Origin of the sequence: Sphingomonas sp. AX6 (genome assembly GCF_902506605.1) — a bacterium.
Classification (GTDB): domain Bacteria; phylum Pseudomonadota; class Alphaproteobacteria; order Sphingomonadales; family Sphingomonadaceae; genus Sphingomonas.
Genome location: NZ_LR733979.1, coordinates 2,393,104 through 2,410,464, shown reverse-complemented (window position 1 = coordinate 2,410,464; position 17,361 = coordinate 2,393,104). Strand labels below are relative to the sequence as shown.

Sequence of the window (17,361 nt, the reverse complement as noted above, 5' to 3'; positions counted from 1 at the left end):
AACCCGTGGGGACCGATGAACATAGCCTTACGGACATGGACATGCGATCGTCAGCTTGGCGCTGTTAGTTGCACCGCAGCATCAAGTCAACGGCTGTTGATTTATGGCCGGATAGCTTTATTGGGGCACGACATGGCAACGCTATTACCTGCGCGGAAACGTGACGCATCGGCAACGCGTGCGACGATCCTAACGGCCGCACATGACCGTTTTTTGAAAGACAGCTACGAAAGCGTCGGTTTGCGCGATATCGCGGGCGACGCCGGCGTCGATGTCGCGCTGATCAGCCGCTATTTTGGCGGCAAGGAAGGGCTGTTCCGTCAGGTTCTGACCCACGAGAAGCGGCCCGACACGTTCCGCGAACCTCAGCACATCGACGACCTGCCCCGCTTCCTCGCCAATCTGATCGAAGCGGACGAGGACGAGGACCGTACCAAACGCATGGAGATGTTCGTCATCATGCTGCGTTCGGCCTCCTCGCCCCAGGCGGGGGCGGTCATCCGCGAACTCGTCCACCGCGACGTCGTCGATCCGATGGCCAAGCTGATCGCCGGTCCCGATGCGGAAATGCGCGCCAACATGTTGCTCGCAGTGCTGATGGGCATCGGCGTGCTACGCACGATCATGCAGGTCGACGGGATGTGCGAGGCCGAACCCTGCCAGTTCCGCACCGAACGCTTCCGCTGCCTGTTCGAAGCTGCGCTCAACTGTTGAACGTCACTCCTCGGCATCCTCGCCGGGGGTTGGACAGATGCAGCGCGTCTTTACAGGTGCGCGCCGTTTGACCGCGGTGGTCGCAAACTCGGCGCGCGACATCGCCCCCGATCTGTCCGCATCCGCGCTCGCGAATTTGGTCGTCGTACGAGTTGCCCATTCTTCGAAATCGAGCCGCCCGTTGCCGTTGGTGTCGAGCTTGGCGAATGCCTTGCGCCGCGACGCCAGATATTCCTCGCGGGTGATCGCGTCGTTGCGATCCTTGTCATATCGATCGAAGCGGCGTTCCTCGCGGGTCTTGGCTGGCGCCTTGGGCACCGCGATTTCCTCGAGCACGCCATATTGCACGGGCTGTTCGGGCGCGAGCCTTGGCGGGGGTGCCGCGGCGATGATCGGATCGTCTGCTGCCCAGCCGCGATAAACGACCAGCCCCGCGGTCACCAGCAGCAACGCCGACACAACCCCTGCGAAGAACCGCAACATCGTCGCCCCCATTCGTACGCTGTCGAGAAAAGACAGGCTAACGACTGGTCGACGGGTGGCAACCCCTAACGCCCCGTGAGCCGCATCCAGGCCAGCCGCGCGACGCGTTTGGGCGATCCGATCGGCGGGACGACGTGGGGCGGCAACGCCAAATCCATCGCGGCAATCGCCGCGACCGCGCCCAGCGCGCGGCTGGCGCGCGGCCAGCGCGACGTGTCGGATAATCGTTCGCGCGCCATGTCCCGCGCAATGATCACCTCATCAACGCTCGCGAGATGGCGTGAGAGGTCGCCTAGCGCCCATCCCTCCCCCGCCAGCCGGCCGACTTCGACGCCGAGCAAATCGCCGCCGACTGTGAACAAGGTGCCCCCGCGTTTCGCCGCAAACGTCGCCAGAGCCTCGCGGTCGAGCGTTTCCGCCTCGATCAGCACTTCCCACCCCTCGACGATCTCGACCAGCCGTGCAGGATCGACCCCGCGCACCAGGACATGTCCGGCGAGACCGGCCAGCACCGGCATCGCGGGGACCGGCCCCTGCCCCAGTCGAGCGATCTCCTCTCGCCACCACGCCAGCCGGATCTGCGCGATGGCGGGCTCGCTCGTGGTCCGAAGCAGCGCGGCCAGCGCATCGTCGAGCGCGAACAGCGCCGCCAGCGCCGGGCGATCGCCCTGGCGCGCATAGCTGAACGCAAGCGTCCGTTCCGGATCATCCGTTGAGGTCATCGAAACTCCGTCGCGCCACCGTCGCGCAGCCGCAACCGCGTGCCGGGCCTCTTCATCGCATCTTTACCCAAATTTGACAGGGTCGACTGAACCCGATGCGACCCGGATGCCTTAAGCATGACGACGAAGCGACCACAACGACGCAGTTTCCGCGCTACTGTTGCCGCCCTGATCGGCGACCGGCGCGGCAATGCGCTGGCGCTGACCGCCGCCGCGATCGTGCCGTGCATCGCCGTCGTCGGCAGCGCGGTCGACATCAGCCGCTATTACATCATGCAGTCCCGGCTTCAGAATGCATGCGATTCCGCGGTGTTGGCGGGTCGCAAGTCGATGACTGGACTTGAATGGGCGACCAAGGACGAAGGTGTCGCGCGCAATTTCTTCAATTTCAACTTTCCCGCCGGGATGATGGGCGCGGGCAGTCCGGTCATCGATTTCGACACGACGGCCGATGGCCAAGTCAACGCGGCCGCCACCGTACTTGCTCCGACCGTGCTGATGAGCTTGTTCGGATTCGACGACAAGACGCTGACTGCCGCCTGCACCGCCGAACTGCAATTGCCCAACACCGATGTCGTCTTCGCGCTCGATACGACGCTGTCAATGAACGAAAGCAACCCTGGCGAAGACCAGAGCCGGATTACCGGTCTTCGCAGTGCGGTATCGAACTTTCACTCCGCTCTGTCGCGCGCTGCCACGTCAGGTGCGCAAGTCCGCTACGGCTTCGTGCCGTTTTCCTCCACCGTCAATGTCGGGCACTTCATGCATCGCGACTGGATGGTTGATCGCTGGACCTATCAATCCCGCGTCACTGACGGAACCAGGGATCGGGTTGTGGAGGGCAGCACCGGACCAGCGTTGCGAACCGATTATCAGCGCGTCATCTCGGGCGGAACCTCGACCCACGATACCAGCGGATCACCCGAAAACTGCGTTGCGCCGCCAAATACGTACAGCACTCCCGGAGGGTGGAGAGAAATCAGTCGGACCACCCATGCAGACGGAAACTACACGATCATCGATCGAATCACACAGACTGGATCACAATACGGCGCATCGCTGGTCGGCGGCCTGTGTCGTATTCGGGAGACGCGGTACAATAATCAGGTTCAGGAGCGCAGTCGAACGAGCTATACCGCCACATCCGATGATCGCACCGTCACCGACTATTTCTGGAATTACCGACCCGTCGAATACGACGTCCGACCGCTTAAAGGAACTCGCGCGGACGGTTTGATGGCCGGAGGCTCGATCACCGCCCAGATCGCCAACAATCACGGATCGCTGACGACGACCTGGGGCGGATGCATCGAAGAACGCGATACTGTCCGTAATGCCAGTTATAATCCGATCCCTGCGGCTGCGTACGACCTTGACGTCGATTTGACGCCGACCGCTGGAACCCCGGCAACCCAATGGCGGCCGCTGCTTCCACAACTCGTATACGTCCGCCGCTCCACCACCAACTGGCGCGTCGCCAACGATCCGCAAATCACCAACAACTACACTCGCGGCGATAATATTCAGGCGTCGCTCGCCTCGGTCTGCCCCAGTCGCGCCCAGAAGCTGAAAACCATGTCGGCGTCGGAGATCACGACGTACATGAATGGTCTTCAAACCGCAGGCTGGACCTATCTCGACATCGGCATGCTGTGGGCCGGTCGATTGATCTCTCCGACAGGTCTGTTCCGCAACGAAAATTCGACGGCGGCGAACGGCGGCAGCATTTCCCGCCACCTGATCTTCATGACCGATGGCCAGATTCAGACGTTCATCCGCAATTATGATGCATACGGCCTGTCCGCGCTCGACCGGCGGCGCACCGCTGCGGGCTCGCTGCCGACCGATGCCGACCAGAACCAGATCGTGTCCGACCGGTTCGACGCGCTGTGCAGCGCGATCAAATCGAAGGGGATCACCATCTGGACCGTGGCATTCGGCACCAGCCTGACCAGTCAGTTGCAAAGCTGCGCCAGCGGCAACGACCGCGCCTTTTCTGCGCAGAATGCCGCCCAGCTCAACGCCGCGTTCGAGGATATCGCATCGAAGATCGCTCAGCTGCGGTTGACCGACTGATGTTCCGCTTGCTCCCCCGGATCGGCCGCGACCGCAGCGGCGTCACCATCGTCGAATTCGCGCTGGTCGTCCCCGTGCTGCTGGCCGTGGTGATGGGCGGGTTCGAGCTTGCCTATCAGGGATATGTGAAGGCGGTCGTCCAGGGCGAATTGATGACGGCGGGCCGCAACAGCGCGCTGGAGCGTGCAGGCTCGGACGACGAACGCTTCATTATCGACGAAAGTATCAGACAAGCGATCCTGCGCGTCGCGCCCAGCGCGCGGGTCGCGCCGCCGCAACGTGTCGCCTTTTCCTCCTATGCGCGCGTCCGATCGCCCGCCGAACCCGATGGCAACAATAACGGCATCTGCGAACCAGGCGAAACCTATGAGGATTCGAATCGCAATGGCCAATGGGACGACAATAGCGGCGTCGCCAACGGAACGGGTGCAAAGGATGTGATCGTCTATACCGTCAATGTCGAATATGACCGACTGTTCCCGGTCGGCGCGCTGATCGGGATGAGCAACACGGTCGAGATTTCGGCCTCCACCAATTTGCGTATCCAGCCTTATGACATGCAGGGACCGGTGCCCGTGCGGACTTGCTCGTGATGCGCGCCTCGCTGTTCCGCGACAACCGCGCGCTGGCGCTGGTCGAATTTGCGATGTCGCTGCCGATCCTGCTGATCCTGCTGCTTGGCGGGGTCGAATTGACCAACCAGATTCTGGTTCAAAAACAGCTCAGCCAGATCGCGATGATGGTCGCCGACAATGCGTCGCGCATGGGCGACGATGCCGTGCTCGGGGCCAAGCCTGTCAACGAACGCGAGATCAACGACCTGTTGCTGGGTGCCGAGATCGAAGCGGGCGGCCTGGACATCGCCCGGAATGGCCGGATCATCCTGTCGAGCATCGAACGCAACGAGGATGGCGGCCAGTGGGTCCATTGGCAGCGGTGCTTCGGATTGAAGCCCGATTTCCAGCCTGCGTATGCAGAAGACGAGGGCCGCACCGGCACTGATTTCGAGGGACTGGGCACCGGATCGACCGCGCTGCTGGCATCCGAAGGCGATGCGATCATGTTCGTCGAGCTGGCATATGATTATGCGCCCATCGTCCCGATTCACTTCGCGGTCGGTGGCGTCACCGAATTTCGCAGCAGCGCGGCGATGAACGTCCGCGACCGGCGCGACTTGTCGGGCGTGCAATCCTATCCGGGTGCCACCCCCTCGACCTGCTGAACGCGCGGCAGTTGCACCGACCGCACGGTCGCGCATCATGGCTAAAGCACTGTTAACCCTGCCCCTTCACGCGCAATTGACCGCACATCGGGCATGACCATCGGCTTGGGACCGTCGATGGGACAATGTGCATGACAAATGGGCAGGAGCAGGGCCACAGGTCCGCGCGCAACGGCTTGTCGGCCCTTGCGCGGGATGCTCGGGGCAATGTCCTGGCGTTGATGGCGGCGGGCATGTTTCCGCTGGCCGGGATGGTCGGCGGCGCCGTCGATCTGTCGCGCATGTACATCGTCAAGACCAAGCTTCAGCACGCGTGCGACGCAGGCGCGCTGGCCGGACGAAAGGCAATGGGCGCGGGCGTGTGGACCCAGGCCAACGGCATGCCGAACGCCACCGCCGAGCGCTTCTTCGCCGCCAATATCGGCCAGAACCCCTATGGCGCGAACGGCCTCGAGCACGAATTCAACGAAAGCGCAGGCCGCGTGACCGGCACCGCCAGCGCCGACGTGCCGATGACGCTGATGCGCATCTTCGGATTCGAAGAGCGCACCATCACGGTCAGTTGCGATGCCGAGATGCGGCTGCCCAACACCGACGTGATGTTCGTCCTCGACGTCACCGGATCAATGGGATCGAAGGCAACGTCATCCGACAGCGAGACCAAGATGGTCGCGCTTCGCCGGGCGGTAAAATGCTTCTACGAAATCGTCGCGCGGCTCGATACGGACGCCACATGCGACGGTGGTGCGCCATCGGGCGGCACGGGCGACCAGGTGCAGATCCGCTTCGGATTCGTGCCCTACAACACCAACGTCAATGTCGGGCGACTGCTCCCCACGGCCTATCTCGCGGATCGGTGGAGCTATCAGTCGCGCGAGCCGCGCTACGCGTCGCGTCAGGAATGGCAGTTGCAGAGCAGTTCGACAAATCCGCGTCAAAACGTTTCATACCCCAATGTACGTTCATCCGACTGTACTCAGGCCAATGCCACTGCGCTCAACACCAGTAACACGCAGACAAACGGCAATGAGCGCACGGTAACGGAAACGCGGTATACTCGTACCGGGTGGACAAGCAGCACTTCTCACGCCGGAACCTGTCAGGGTTACAGCGAGACGACCACCTCGCGATATCAGTACGTGACCGTCACTGAATTCTCTCAGTGGCGTTACGACCTGATCGAACACCCGGTCGCCGGGCTGAAGAATGGCCCGACCGCCTGGAACGGATCGATCGAGTTGCCGCTGGGCAGCAACGGCACTAACCGCACGGTCGCATGGGACGGCTGCATCGAGGAACGACAGACCGTCACCGGCACCAATTTCACGCCGATCCCTGACGATGCCATCGACCTCGACATCGACCGCGTGCCCGATAACGCCGCAAGCCGCTGGGGACCGCTACTACGCAGCGCGATCTACACGCGTTACTCCGGGGGAAACTATACGCGTAACCGCGTCGAAACCGCGTCGGACCTCGACAACAACTCTAGCTATTCCTGCCCGACCGAGTCGCGCAAAATGGCACCATGGACCGATGCGGGCGGATTCTCGTCCTACGTCAACAGCCTGACGCCCAATGGCAACACCTATCACGACATCGGCCTGCTTTGGGGTGCGCGGCTGCTGTCGCCGACCGGTCTGTTCGCCAGCGAGAACGCGGTCACGCCGCAAGGCGGCGAGATCGAACGTCATCTGATCTTCATGACCGACGGCGACACCGTGACGCATAATTTCGGATATTCTGCCTATGGCGTGCCTTGGTACGATCGGCGGAACGTCGCCAGCCCGGGCACCGCAAATAACGGCAGCTTCAACAACGAGGTGAACGCGCGTTTCGACGCGATCTGCTCGGCGGTGAAAAACCAGAACGTGACGCTGTGGGTTATTTCGTTCGGCAATGGTTCGAACGCGACGACCGAGGGTCGGCTTGAGGATTGCGCGACGCCGGGCCGCTATTTCACTGCGCGCAGTTCGTCCGCGCTTCAGGCGACCTTCCGCCAGATCGCCGACCAGATTTCGGCGTTGAGGCTGACCAATTGATCCGCCCCCTCGCCTCTCGTTTAAAGGGTGACGAGCGCGGCATCACGATCGTCGAATTCGCGGTGGTCGCGCCGGTCATGCTGCTGCTGCTGATGGGGTCGATGGACCTGGCGCACACGCTCTACATGCGGGCGACGCTTCAGGGGATCATGCAAAAGGCAGCCCGCGACGCCAGCCTTGAGGCGGGGGCAGCGGTGCCACGTCAGACCGTCATCGACGGCATCGTCAGCGATCAGGTGGAAAAGCTGGCGGCAAGCGCCGTCGTAACCTTCGACCGCCGCTTCTATCGCACCTTCAGCGAGGCATCGACCGCGCGGGCAGAGGAATGGACCGACACAAATAACGACGGAACGTGCAACGACGGCGAGCCCTATACCGATCAGAACAGCAACATGAGCTGGGATCGCGACGGCAGCAACACCGGTCAGGGCGGCGCAAAGGATACCGCGCTTTATACCGCCACCGTCGAATATCCGCGGCTATTTCCGATGGCGGGCATGATCGGCATGTCGGACACCGTGCGCGTCCGGGCGACGACGGTGCTCCGCAATCAGCCCTATGCCGACCAGGGCAGCTATGCCACGCCAGTGGTCAGGAATTGCGCATGATCGCGAACCTTTCACGCGGCCTGAAGCGGCTGGGTTGTGACACATCGGGGGTCGCACTGATCGAATTCGCATTCGCGATGCCGATCCTGATGGTGCTGGGCCTGACCGGTGCGGAACTCACCCATTACATCACCACGCGAATGCGCGTCAGCCAAGTCGCGCTGCACCTGGCCGACAATTCGGCGCGGATCGGAACGGGTAGCCAGCTTGCCGCCAAGACGATCACCGAGACCGACATCAACGATTTGCTGACCGGTGCCGGGCTACACGCGGGCGAACTGGACCTCTACACGCACGGCCGCGTCGTCATTTCCAGCGTCGAACCGGTAGCGAAGCCCAACACCACCAACCGGTTCAAGATCGCCTGGCAACGCTGTCGCGGCGCGCATGGCTATGCCCCGCAATATGGCGAGCAAGGCGACACCAACCTGGTCGGCGTCGGACCGGTGGGCCAGCAGGTCATCGCCCCGGACAATGGCGCTGCGATGTTCGTAGAGGTCGCCTATCGTTATCAGCCGCTGATCGACGCCGACCTCGCGCCGAACCTCGAGATACGCGAAGTCGCATCGATGCTAGTGCGCGATACGCGCGACCTGCGCCAAATCTATAACAACGAAAACGCCGAAGAGTCGTCCTGCGACGACGATTGAGGCGGCGGTGATTACGCGCCGCCATTAATCGCTATCCCGTGTACGTCACCTTCTTCACCGCAGCGACGACCCGCGCCGCATCGACCAGCGCCAGTTTTTCGAGGTTCGCGGCATAGGGCAACGGCACGTCCTCATTGGTGACACGCAGCACCGGCGCATCGAGGTCGTCGAAGCCCTTTTCCATTACCACGGCGGCGATTTCGCTGGCGATCGAACAGGTCGGCCAGCCTTCCTCGACCACCACCAGACGGTTGGTCTTTTTCAGACTCTCCAGCACGGTGTCGGTGTCGAGCGGGCGCAGCGTGCGCAGGTCAATGACTTCGGCTTCGATGCCCTCTTCGGCGAGCTTGTCGGCGGCTTCCAATGAAACGCCGACGCCGATCGAATAGCTGACGAGGGTAACGTCTTTGCCTTCGCGCATGATCCGCGCCTTGCCGATCGGCAGCACGAAATCGTCGAGCTTGGGCACATCAAAGCTGCGCCCGTACATCAGCTCGTTTTCGAGGAAGACGACCGGGTCTTCGCTGCGGATCGCCGCTTTTAGCAAACCCTTGGCGTCCGCCGCGTCATAAGGCGCGATCACGATCAGGCCGGGGACGCTGGCGTACCAGGGACCATAGTTTTGCGAGTGCTGCGCGCCGACGCGGCTCGCCGCACCATTGGGGCCACGGAACACGATCGGGCAGCGCATCTGGCCGCCGGACATATAGTTGGTCTTGGCCGCCGAATTGATGATGTGATCGATCGCCTGCATCGCGAAGTTGAACGTCATGAACTCGACGATCGGACGAAGCCCGCCCATCGCAGCACCCGTGCCGACACCGGCAAAGCCATATTCGGTGATCGGCGTGTCGATCACCCGGCGCGCGCCGAATTCCTCGAGCAGCCCCTGCGTGACCTTGTACGCGCCCTGATATTCGGCGACTTCCTCGCCCATCACGAACACGCGGTCGTCGGCGCGCATTTCCTCGGCCATCGCGTCGCGCAATGCTTCGCGGACCGTGGTCTTGACCATTTCGGTGCCTTCGGGAATTTCAGCATCGCGCTTGCCGGTCTTTTCCGCGTGCTGGGTCAGTTGCGTCGTGCCGGTTTCCTGGGCCTCGGGCTTGTCGTCCGACGTGGCTTCGGTCTTGGGCGCCTCTTCCTGCTTCGGCGCTTCCGCCTTGGTCGAAGCGGCATCGCCAGCGTCCTCGCCTTCCTCGGCGATGATCGCAATCACGGTGCCGACCTTCACATTGTCGGTGCCCTCGGCAATCACGATCTTGGCGATCGTGCCTTCATCGACGGCTTCGAATTCCATCGTCGCCTTGTCGGTTTCGATCTCGGCCATGATGTCGCCGGACTTGACCGTGTCGCCTTCCTTGACGAGCCACTTGGCGAGCGTGCCCTCTTCCATCGTGGGCGACAGCGCCGGCATCTTCAGTTCGATCGCCATCTCAGTAAGTCTCCACCAGCACGTCGGTGTAAAGTTCGTTCGGTTCGGGCTCGGGCGCGCTTTCGGCAAAGTCTGCGCTGTCGTTGACGATCTTGCGGATTTCCTTGTCCATCGCCTTCAGCTCGTCTTCCTTGACACCTGCGGCCTCAAGCTCGCGCTTGGCTGCCTCGATCGGGTCGGACTTGTCGCGCACCGCCTGAACCTCATCGCGGCTGCGGTACTTCGCAGGATCGGACATCGAATGCCCGCGATAACGATAGGTCTTCATCTCGAGGATGATCGGCCCCTTGCCGCCGCGCACCCATTCGAGCGCGGTCTCGATCGCACCGCGACACGCCAGCACATCCATGCCGTCGATCTGGAGGCCGGGAATGCGGAAGGACTCGCCGCGCTTGTAAAGCTGATCCTCGGACGAAGCGCGATTGACCGACGTGCCCATCGCATACTGGTTGTTCTCGATGACGAAAATGACGGGGAGCTTCCACAGCTCCGCCATGTTGAACGCTTCGTACACCTGGCCCTGATTGGCCGCACCATCGCCGAAATAGGCCAGGCAGACGCCACCATCGCCCGTATATTTATGCTTGAAACCCAGCCCTGCGCCCAGCGAAACCTGCGCGCCGACGATGCCGTGCCCGCCATAGAATTTATGCTCGGTCGAAAACATGTGCATCGACCCGCCCTTGCCCTTGGAAATCCCGGCGGCGCGCCCTGTCAGCTCGGCCATGATCACCTTGGGATCGATGCCATAGGCGAGCATGTGCCCGTGGTCGCGATACCCGGTGATCACCGAGTCCTTGCCGACCTCAAGCGCGGACTGGAGCCCGACCGCGACGGCTTCCTGACCGATATAGAGATGACAAAAACCGCCGATCAGGCCGAGGCCGTAAAGCTGACCCGCCTTTTCCTCGAACCGGCGGATGAGCAGCATCTGGCGATAGAATTCCAGCAGCTCCTCTTTCGATGCCTCGTAACGCTTCGGCTCTGCCGGGCGTTCGCGGTTGGGAATGGCACCGCTTGTTGCGGGAGCTTCGCTGTTACGGCTGCGCGCCGGTGTTTTCGCCACGTGTTGAATGCCCTCGTCCGGGGAGTGGAAAGGAAGGTGCCTATAGGCCGGTTGATGCGGAAACTGCAACCGGGATGGCGGAGTTCCGTAGGGGAAGACTGTCTCAACCCTAACCGTTTCAGTCGAGCGAAGTCGAGACACATTGCCGAGCGCGAATCAATCGATGGGAATGATTACCTCGTCCGGGTGAACCACGTTCAGTTCCTTGCGCACCAGTTCATCCACCATATCCGGGTTCGCGCGTCGCGGATCGAGTTGCTCCACCCGGTTGCGCAATTCGGAACGCTTGCGATCCAGCTCGGCATATTCCTGCTGCCGCGCTTCAAGCTGGCGATCATATTCGCGGTACGCCAGCACCCCGTTCGGCCCGGCCAGCGCGAAATAGAGGAAAAAGCCCATGAAGATGATCCCGAACGCGGGCGGCCCGGCGCGGCGGAGCATCGCGGTCATGCGGGACTGGTTGTTCGGGGCCATGCGTTTGCTTAGTGCGCTAGCGGCTGCGCGATCAAGCGCGCTGAGGCGATTTCACCCGAGAAAGGAAACAGATGCACGCCAAACACGCCGCCGATGCACCGATCAGCGATACCATTGGGTTCGACGATTTCCTGAAGGTCGATATCCGGGTGGGGACGATCGTCGCGGTCGAGGCGTTCCCCGAAGCGCGCAGGCCCGCGTTCAAACTGCACATCGATTTTGGCGCAGCGATCGGAGTAAAGAAGTCTAGCGCGCAGATTACTGAGCATTATGCGGCGGATACGCTGATGGGGCGACAGGTAGCGGCGGTGGTCAACTTCCCGCCGCGGCAGATCGGACGGTTCATGTCCGAAGTATTGACACTTGGATTTCCGGATGCGGACGGCGCCGTCGTGCTGATCGGGCCGGGCACGTCGGTGCCGAACGGCGTGAAGCTGTTTTAGGAGGGCGGGATTGCCCGTGCCGCCCGCACCAACAACGCCCTTGCGGCCTCGACATGCATTTCTTCGATCATGCGGTCGCGGTAACGTTCAGCGCCGCCGGTGGACGCTGCGATCAATGCCTCGGCCTCGGCAATATCCTGTTCGTTGGGCGAATAGACTCGCGTCGCGATGTCCACCTGGTTCGGGTGGATCAGCGTCTTGCCGTCGAACCCCAGATTGCGGCCCTCGATGCATTCCGCCTCGAACCCGGCTGCATCGTCCAGCGCGTTGAACACGCCGTCCAGTACCCAGACATCGCGCGCCCGCGCCGAAAGGATCGCAAGCTGGAAGCACAGATGCATCGGTGTGCGCCCGGCAGCAGGGGGCAATTTCAATCCCACCGCCAGATCGTTGGTGCCCATGATGAGCCCCGCCAGTTCCACCCCCCAGCTCTCGGTGCTGGCCAGTTGCGCCACGTTCATCACCCCCGCGGGCGTCTCGATCATCGCCAGCACCGGCTTTTTCGAGTAATAGGCTGCCCAGGTGATGGCATCGGGTGCCTCGACCTTGGGAATGACGACATAATCGGCGTCCGACTCCCTGATCGCTTTCAGGTCGTCCTTCCAGTGATCGCTGTCCTTGGCATTGGCACGGATGCCGACCAGCTTGCCGGGATAGGTCGCCGCCGCCGCGCAGGCGGCTTCGCGCGCTCCATCCTTGTCCGCCTCCTTCACCGCATCCTCCAGGTCGAGGATGACCATGTCCACCGCCAGCCCCCTCGCCTTTTCGATCGCGCGGGGGTTGGATGCGGGCAGGAACAGCGCAGTGCGCGGTGCGAGTATGGCTTGGCTCATCCCCCCTTTATGCTAGGCTCGGCGCATCGATGCTAGGCTTGGGGAGCGCGTTCGACATGATATTGGTACTGGGAATCGTGGCGGTGCTGGTGCTGCTGTACCTGTTCGCGTCGATGAAGATCGTCCGCCAGGGCTATCAATACACGATCGAACATTTCGGACGCTTTACGACGGTCGCCAAACCGGGCCTGAATTTCTACCCCGCATTCCTCTACCGTGTCGGCCGCAAGGTGAACATGATGGAGCAGGTGATCGATATTCCCGGCCAGGAAATCATCACCAAGGACAATGCGATGATCCAGACGGATGGCGTCGTGTTCTTCCAGGTGCTCGACAGTGCCAAGGCCGCGTACGAAGTCTCCGACCTCTATGTCGCATTGCTCCAACTGACGACGACCAACCTGCGCACCGTGATGGGGTCGATGGACCTGGACGAGACGCTGTCCAAGCGCGACGAGATCAATGCGCGGCTGCTGTCGGTGGTCGATCACGCGACGACGCCCTGGGGCGTGAAGATCACCCGCGTCGAGATCAAGGATATCCGCCCGCCCGCCGACATCGTCAACGCGATGGGCCGCCAGATGAAGGCCGAGCGCGAGAAGCGCGCCAACATCCTCGACGCCGAAGGATCGCGCGCTTCCGACATCCTGCGTGCGGAGGGGCAGAAACAGGCGCGTATTCTGGAAGCAGAAGGCCGCAAGGAATCCGCCTTCCGCGACGCCGAGGCTCGCGAACGGGCGGCAGAGGCCGAGGCGAAAGCGACCGAACTGGTCAGCGTCGCGATCGAACAGGGATCGTCGCAGTCGCTCAATTACTTCATCGCCCAGAAATACGTAGAGGCCGTCGGCAAGTTCGCGACCAGTCCCAATGCCAAGACGATCCTGTTCCCGGTCGAGGCCACCAATCTGATCGGCACGCTGGGCGGGATCGGCGAACTGGCCAAGGAAGCGTTTGGCGACAAGAGCGGCAATGCCGCCGCGGCACCTGCGCCCAAACAACCAGCGCCGCCCACCATCACGCGTCGCACGCCGCCGCCTGCCCCGTTCGGCGAACGCGAGGAATAATCAGCGATGGACCTGTTCGGCGAGGCGTGGATGACGTGGTTCGCGGTCGCGGCGGTGGCGGCGATCTTCGAACTGATGCTGCCGGGCGTCTTCCTGGGCTTCGTCGCGATCGGCGCGGCGATTACCGGCGTGCTGTCCTATCTCTTCCCCGAATTGGGGGTCGGCGGGCAGTTGATCAGTCTGGCGGCCTGGACGTCGGTCGCGGTGTTCGTCGGCAAGCGCTGGTACGGCGGCGACGAAGTGGAGAGCAGCGACCCTCTGCTTAACGATCGCAGCAGTCGACTGGTGGGATCGCGCGTCATCGTCAGCGCGGCGATTAGCGACGGCGAAGGCCGGGTGCGGATCGGCGACAGCGAATGGCCCGCCTACGGCCCGGACGCCGCGATCGATACGCGGATGCGGGTCGTCCGGGTCGATGGTGGGGTGGTGGTGGTCGAGCCCATCACGGCATCGGCACCGGAACCGCTTTCTCCGGAGTGAGCGGATCGATCACCGCGCGCGTGCGCGGCAAGGCTTCGGGCATCTCGTCACGAATATAGGCCAGCATTGCCTCGCGAACGTCGCAGCGCAGATCGAACGCGAGCCCCGCATCGGCCGCCGTCATGATCCCGCGCAGCTGGATCGCCTCGCTGGTGGTATCGGTCAGCTGGAAGCCTAGTGCGCGACCGTCCCAGCGCGGATTGTCGCGCACGATCCGCTCGAACCTCTCGCGCAGTCGGGGCACATCGGCGGTTGGATCGAGCCAGAAGAACACGCTCCCCAATATCTTTGACGAAGACCGCGTCCAGTTTTCGAACGGCTGTTCCAGGAACCGGCTGACCGGCACCACCAGCCGTCTTTCGTCCCAGATCGCGACCACGACATAGGTCAGGCGGATTTCCTCGATCCGGCCCCATTCGCCGTCGATGATGACGACATCGTCGATGCGGATCGGCTCGGTAAAGGCCATCTGAATGCCGGCAATCAGGTTCTTGAGCGCAGGCTGCGCCGCCGCGCCGACTGCCAGACCGACGATGCCCGCCGACGCCATCAACGTGACGCCGACCGCACGGATGCTGGGGATCGACAGCAGCATCAGGCAGATGGTGACGAATCCGACGACGAACACAGCGATCCGGGTCAGGATCGCACTGCGCGTGCGCCTGCGCCGCGCGGCCAGATTGTCGGCGACGGTGATGTCGGCAGTCAGGGTGACCACGTCCGCCATCGCACGAATCATGGCAATCGCCAGCCATCCGATGAGGAGCGGCACCGCCATGCCCGCCGCCAGCGTCCACAATCGGTCGGCGCTGTCGGGCAAATGCAGAAAGCTGCGGACCGCCGCCAATGCCAAGGCGACCGCGATCCAGCGGGTCGGGCGATAGGCCTTTGTCACGATCACATCGTCCGCGGACCCCGGCGAACGCGCGGCAATCCGGCGGGCAATCGCGGCGCCGATACGGTGAAGAACCAGCGCCAGTGCGATCGCAAGCGCCACCACGGCCAGATCGACCAACAGGATCGGCACTTCGGTCCCCCACAGGCGCGTGGAGGCGAGCGACATTCCGGCAATTTCGATTCGTTGCATGCCGGGTCAACCGGTTCGGCAGGCATGCGTTCCAATGGGTGGCGCGCCTCCCACGGCGTCATTGCGAGCACAGCGAAGCAATCCAGGTTTTCGAGCCGCGGCTGGATTGCTTCGCTACGCTCGCAAAGACGAGGCGATGTTCTGAGGCGGACGGGTGCAACCACTAAAACCGTCATCCCCGCGCAGGCGGGAATGACGATCGAGCTGATCGCTAGCCCGTTCCGCTGGACGCCAACCCTAAGCCGGTTGCGTCACCCGAGGCGCCGATTGTCGCACGCCTTCATCGACACCGTCCGCGAATTGCGCGAAATTCTCGTTGAATTGATCGACCAGCTTCGCGGCGGTCGCGTCATATTCCGCCTTGTTCGCCCACGTAGCACGCGGATCGAGGATGGCGTCGTCCACACCCGCCACGCTGACCGGCACCTTGAATCCGAAATTCGGATCGGTGCGGAATTCGGCTGTATTCAGGCTCCCATCGAGAGCGGCATTGAGCAGCGCGCGCGTCGCCTTGATCGGCATCCGGTTGCCGACGCCGTATTTGCCGCCCGTCCAACCAGTGTTGACCAGCCAGCAATCAACCGATCCCTTGGCGATCCGCTCCTTGAGCAGATTGCCGTAAACGCTCGGGTGGCGCGGCATGAACGGTGCACCGAAACAGGTGGAAAAAGTCGCCTCCGGCTCGGTCACGCCGATTTCCGTACCCGCGACGCGCGCCGTATAACCCGATAGGAAGTGATACATCGCCTGGTCGGGAGTCAGCTTGGCGATCGGCGGCAGCACGCCATACGCATCGGCGGTCAGCATCACGATGTTCTGCGGCACCGGCCCCATATTGTCCTTGGACGCATTGGGAATGAAGTCGATCGGATAGGAACCACGACTGTTTTCGGCCAGGCTGTTGTCGTCGAGATCGAGTTCGCGGGTCTCCGGGTCCATCACTACATTTTCGAGCACCGTGCCGAACCGCTTGGTGGTCGCGAAGATTTCGGGCTCGGCATCGGCCGACAGGCGGATCATCTTGGCATAACAGCCGCCTTCGAAGTTGAAGACCGCGGTATCCGACCAGCCATGTTCGTCGTCGCCGATCAGCGTGCGGCTGGCATCGGCGCTGAGCGTCGTCTTGCCAGTGCCGGACAGCCCGAAAAACACCGCGGTGTCGCCATTGGGGCCGATATTGGCCGAACAATGCATCGGCATGATGCCGTCGATGGGCAACAGGTAATTGAGCAGGCCGAACACGCTCTTCTTCATCTCGCCGGCATAGGCGGTGCCGCCGATCAGGATCAGCTTTTCGGTGAAGCTGACCGCAATCACCGTCTCGCTGCGGCAGCCATGGCGCGCAGGGTCGGCGCGGAAGCCGGGCAGGTCGATGATCGTGTATTCGGGCTCGAACCCGTCCAGATCGTCGGCTTCCGGGCGGACCAGCAGCGTACGGATGAACAGGTTGTGCCATGCCAGTTCGTTGATGACGCGGACGGTGACGCGGTGTTCGGGCTGCGATCCGCCGAACAAATCCTGGACGAACAAGGTTTCCTTTTCACCCAATGCCGCCAGGAAATCGGCCTTCAGCGCGGCGAAATGCTCGGGGCTCATCCCCTTGTTCGATTTGCCCCACCAGATGCTGTCTTCGGTTTCGGCATCGCGGACGATGAACTTGTCCTGCGCCGACCGACCGGTGTGCTTGCCGGTTGCGACCACCAGAGGCCCATCCTTGGCGAGCTTGCCTTCACCGCGCGCCACGGCCTGTTCGACCAAAGGTGCGGTGCCAAGGTTCCAGTGGATCGCGGCGTCGGTGGCAATGCCCTGCGCGGCGAGGTCGAAACTCGGTTTACGGTCAGTCACTTCACTCTCCCCAGCGTCCGCGTTTGCGGACCGCATACGTATGTCTTTTCGGTGGCGAATATGCAGCGACTCGTTGCGGGTCAATCAGGTAACCGGTTACCGCGAATTGAGCCGTCC

General features: G+C 62.6%; 18 protein-coding genes. 10 read left to right on the top strand and 8 right to left on the bottom strand.

Annotated elements, in window-relative coordinates; genetic code table 11:
* Positions 1-132 precede the first annotated feature (132 nt).
* On the top strand, positions 133-714 hold the full coding sequence (locus tag ENHY17A_RS11650; protein ID WP_159712902.1) for a TetR/AcrR family transcriptional regulator: 582 nt from the start codon (positions 133-135) through the stop codon (positions 712-714).
* Between the two features lie 3 nt (positions 715-717).
* On the opposite strand, the gene ENHY17A_RS11645 is transcribed toward ENHY17A_RS11650, so the two are convergent.
* Together ENHY17A_RS11645 and ENHY17A_RS11640 are read right to left on the bottom strand one after the other, a co-directional pair.
* Positions 718-1,197 (bottom strand): EF-hand domain-containing protein, encoded by a 480-nt coding sequence (locus ENHY17A_RS11645; protein WP_159712900.1) that lies wholly within the window; start codon positions 1,195-1,197, stop codon positions 718-720.
* A 65-nt stretch (positions 1,198-1,262) separates the two neighbouring features.
* Entirely contained in the window at positions 1,263-1,919 is a 657-nt protein-coding gene (locus tag ENHY17A_RS11640; RefSeq protein WP_159712898.1) for a squalene/phytoene synthase family protein, read from the bottom strand.
* A gap of 117 nt (positions 1,920-2,036) precedes the next feature.
* Here ENHY17A_RS11640 and ENHY17A_RS11635 point away from each other — a divergent pair, with 117 nt between their 5' ends.
* The 6 genes from ENHY17A_RS11635 (at position 2,037) to ENHY17A_RS11610 (ending at position 8,517) form a co-directional block, all read left to right on the top strand.
* A complete protein-coding gene (locus ENHY17A_RS11635; protein ID WP_159712896.1) occupies positions 2,037-3,995 on the top strand; it encodes a pilus assembly protein in 1,959 nt (652 codons plus the stop codon).
* Complete coding sequence (locus tag ENHY17A_RS11630) at positions 3,995-4,588, top strand: TadE/TadG family type IV pilus assembly protein (protein ID WP_159712894.1); 594 nt, start codon at positions 3,995-3,997, stop codon at positions 4,586-4,588. Before ENHY17A_RS11635 ends, ENHY17A_RS11630 begins: the two co-directional genes overlap by 1 nt.
* The gene (locus ENHY17A_RS11625; RefSeq protein ID WP_236548054.1) at positions 4,588-5,217 is read left to right on the top strand and encodes a TadE/TadG family type IV pilus assembly protein; all 630 of its coding nucleotides are present in this window, start codon (positions 4,588-4,590) and stop codon (positions 5,215-5,217) included. The genes ENHY17A_RS11630 and ENHY17A_RS11625 overlap by 1 nt, the downstream gene beginning before the upstream one ends.
* Before the next feature lie 131 nt (positions 5,218-5,348).
* Entirely contained in the window at positions 5,349-7,259 is a 1,911-nt protein-coding gene (locus tag ENHY17A_RS11620) for a TadE/TadG family type IV pilus assembly protein (protein ID WP_159712890.1), read from the top strand.
* Positions 7,256-7,867, top strand: coding sequence for a TadE/TadG family type IV pilus assembly protein (locus tag ENHY17A_RS11615; protein ID WP_159712888.1), 612 nt, complete (start codon positions 7,256-7,258; stop codon positions 7,865-7,867). The genes ENHY17A_RS11620 and ENHY17A_RS11615 overlap by 4 nt, the downstream gene beginning before the upstream one ends.
* Positions 7,864-8,517 (top strand): TadE/TadG family type IV pilus assembly protein, encoded by a 654-nt coding sequence (locus tag ENHY17A_RS11610; protein WP_159712886.1) that lies wholly within the window; start codon positions 7,864-7,866, stop codon positions 8,515-8,517. Before ENHY17A_RS11615 ends, ENHY17A_RS11610 begins: the two co-directional genes overlap by 4 nt.
* Before the next feature lie 31 nt (positions 8,518-8,548).
* On the opposite strand, the gene ENHY17A_RS11605 is transcribed toward ENHY17A_RS11610, so the two are convergent.
* The 3 genes from ENHY17A_RS11605 to ENHY17A_RS11595 all read right to left on the bottom strand — a co-directional run bounded on the left by ENHY17A_RS11605 (position 8,549) and on the right by ENHY17A_RS11595 (position 11,492).
* Positions 8,549-9,952, bottom strand: coding sequence for a pyruvate dehydrogenase complex E1 component subunit beta (locus tag ENHY17A_RS11605; protein ID WP_159712884.1), 1,404 nt, complete (start codon positions 9,950-9,952; stop codon positions 8,549-8,551).
* A 1-nt stretch (position 9,953) separates the two neighbouring features.
* Complete coding sequence (pdhA, locus tag ENHY17A_RS11600; protein ID WP_159712882.1) at positions 9,954-11,018, bottom strand: pyruvate dehydrogenase (acetyl-transferring) E1 component subunit alpha; 1,065 nt, start codon at positions 11,016-11,018, stop codon at positions 9,954-9,956.
* Positions 11,019-11,174: 156 nt separating this feature from the next.
* Complete coding sequence (locus ENHY17A_RS11595; RefSeq protein ID WP_236547905.1) at positions 11,175-11,492, bottom strand: FtsB family cell division protein; 318 nt, start codon at positions 11,490-11,492, stop codon at positions 11,175-11,177.
* 71 nt (positions 11,493-11,563) lie between these two features.
* On the opposite strand from ENHY17A_RS11595, the gene ENHY17A_RS11590 reads away from it, so the two are divergent.
* Complete coding sequence (locus ENHY17A_RS11590) at positions 11,564-11,935, top strand: tRNA-binding protein (protein ID WP_159712880.1); 372 nt, start codon at positions 11,564-11,566, stop codon at positions 11,933-11,935.
* Here ENHY17A_RS11590 and ENHY17A_RS11585 read toward each other — a convergent pair.
* Entirely contained in the window at positions 11,932-12,768 is an 837-nt protein-coding gene (locus ENHY17A_RS11585; RefSeq protein WP_159712878.1) for an HpcH/HpaI aldolase/citrate lyase family protein, read from the bottom strand. The genes ENHY17A_RS11590 and ENHY17A_RS11585 overlap by 4 nt on opposite strands.
* A 56-nt stretch (positions 12,769-12,824) precedes the next feature.
* On the opposite strand from ENHY17A_RS11585, the gene ENHY17A_RS11580 reads away from it, so the two are divergent.
* Both ENHY17A_RS11580 and ENHY17A_RS11575 read left to right on the top strand, forming a co-directional pair.
* A complete protein-coding gene (locus ENHY17A_RS11580) occupies positions 12,825-13,832 on the top strand; it encodes an SPFH domain-containing protein (protein WP_236548053.1) in 1,008 nt (335 codons plus the stop codon).
* A 6-nt stretch (positions 13,833-13,838) separates the two neighbouring features.
* Positions 13,839-14,312 carry an NfeD family protein gene (locus ENHY17A_RS11575; RefSeq protein ID WP_159712876.1) on the top strand — a complete coding sequence of 158 codons (474 nt, stop codon included), beginning with the start codon at positions 13,839-13,841 and terminating at the stop codon, positions 14,310-14,312.
* On the opposite strand, the gene ENHY17A_RS11570 is transcribed toward ENHY17A_RS11575, so the two are convergent.
* Positions 14,275-15,399, bottom strand: coding sequence for a mechanosensitive ion channel family protein (locus ENHY17A_RS11570; RefSeq protein WP_236547904.1), 1,125 nt, complete (start codon positions 15,397-15,399; stop codon positions 14,275-14,277). The genes ENHY17A_RS11575 and ENHY17A_RS11570 overlap by 38 nt on opposite strands.
* A gap of 237 nt (positions 15,400-15,636) precedes the next feature.
* Positions 15,637-17,280 carry a phosphoenolpyruvate carboxykinase gene (locus tag ENHY17A_RS11565; RefSeq protein ID WP_201296391.1) on the bottom strand — a complete coding sequence of 548 codons (1,644 nt, stop codon included), beginning with the start codon at positions 17,278-17,280 and terminating at the stop codon, positions 15,637-15,639.
* Positions 17,281-17,361 lie beyond the last annotated feature (81 nt).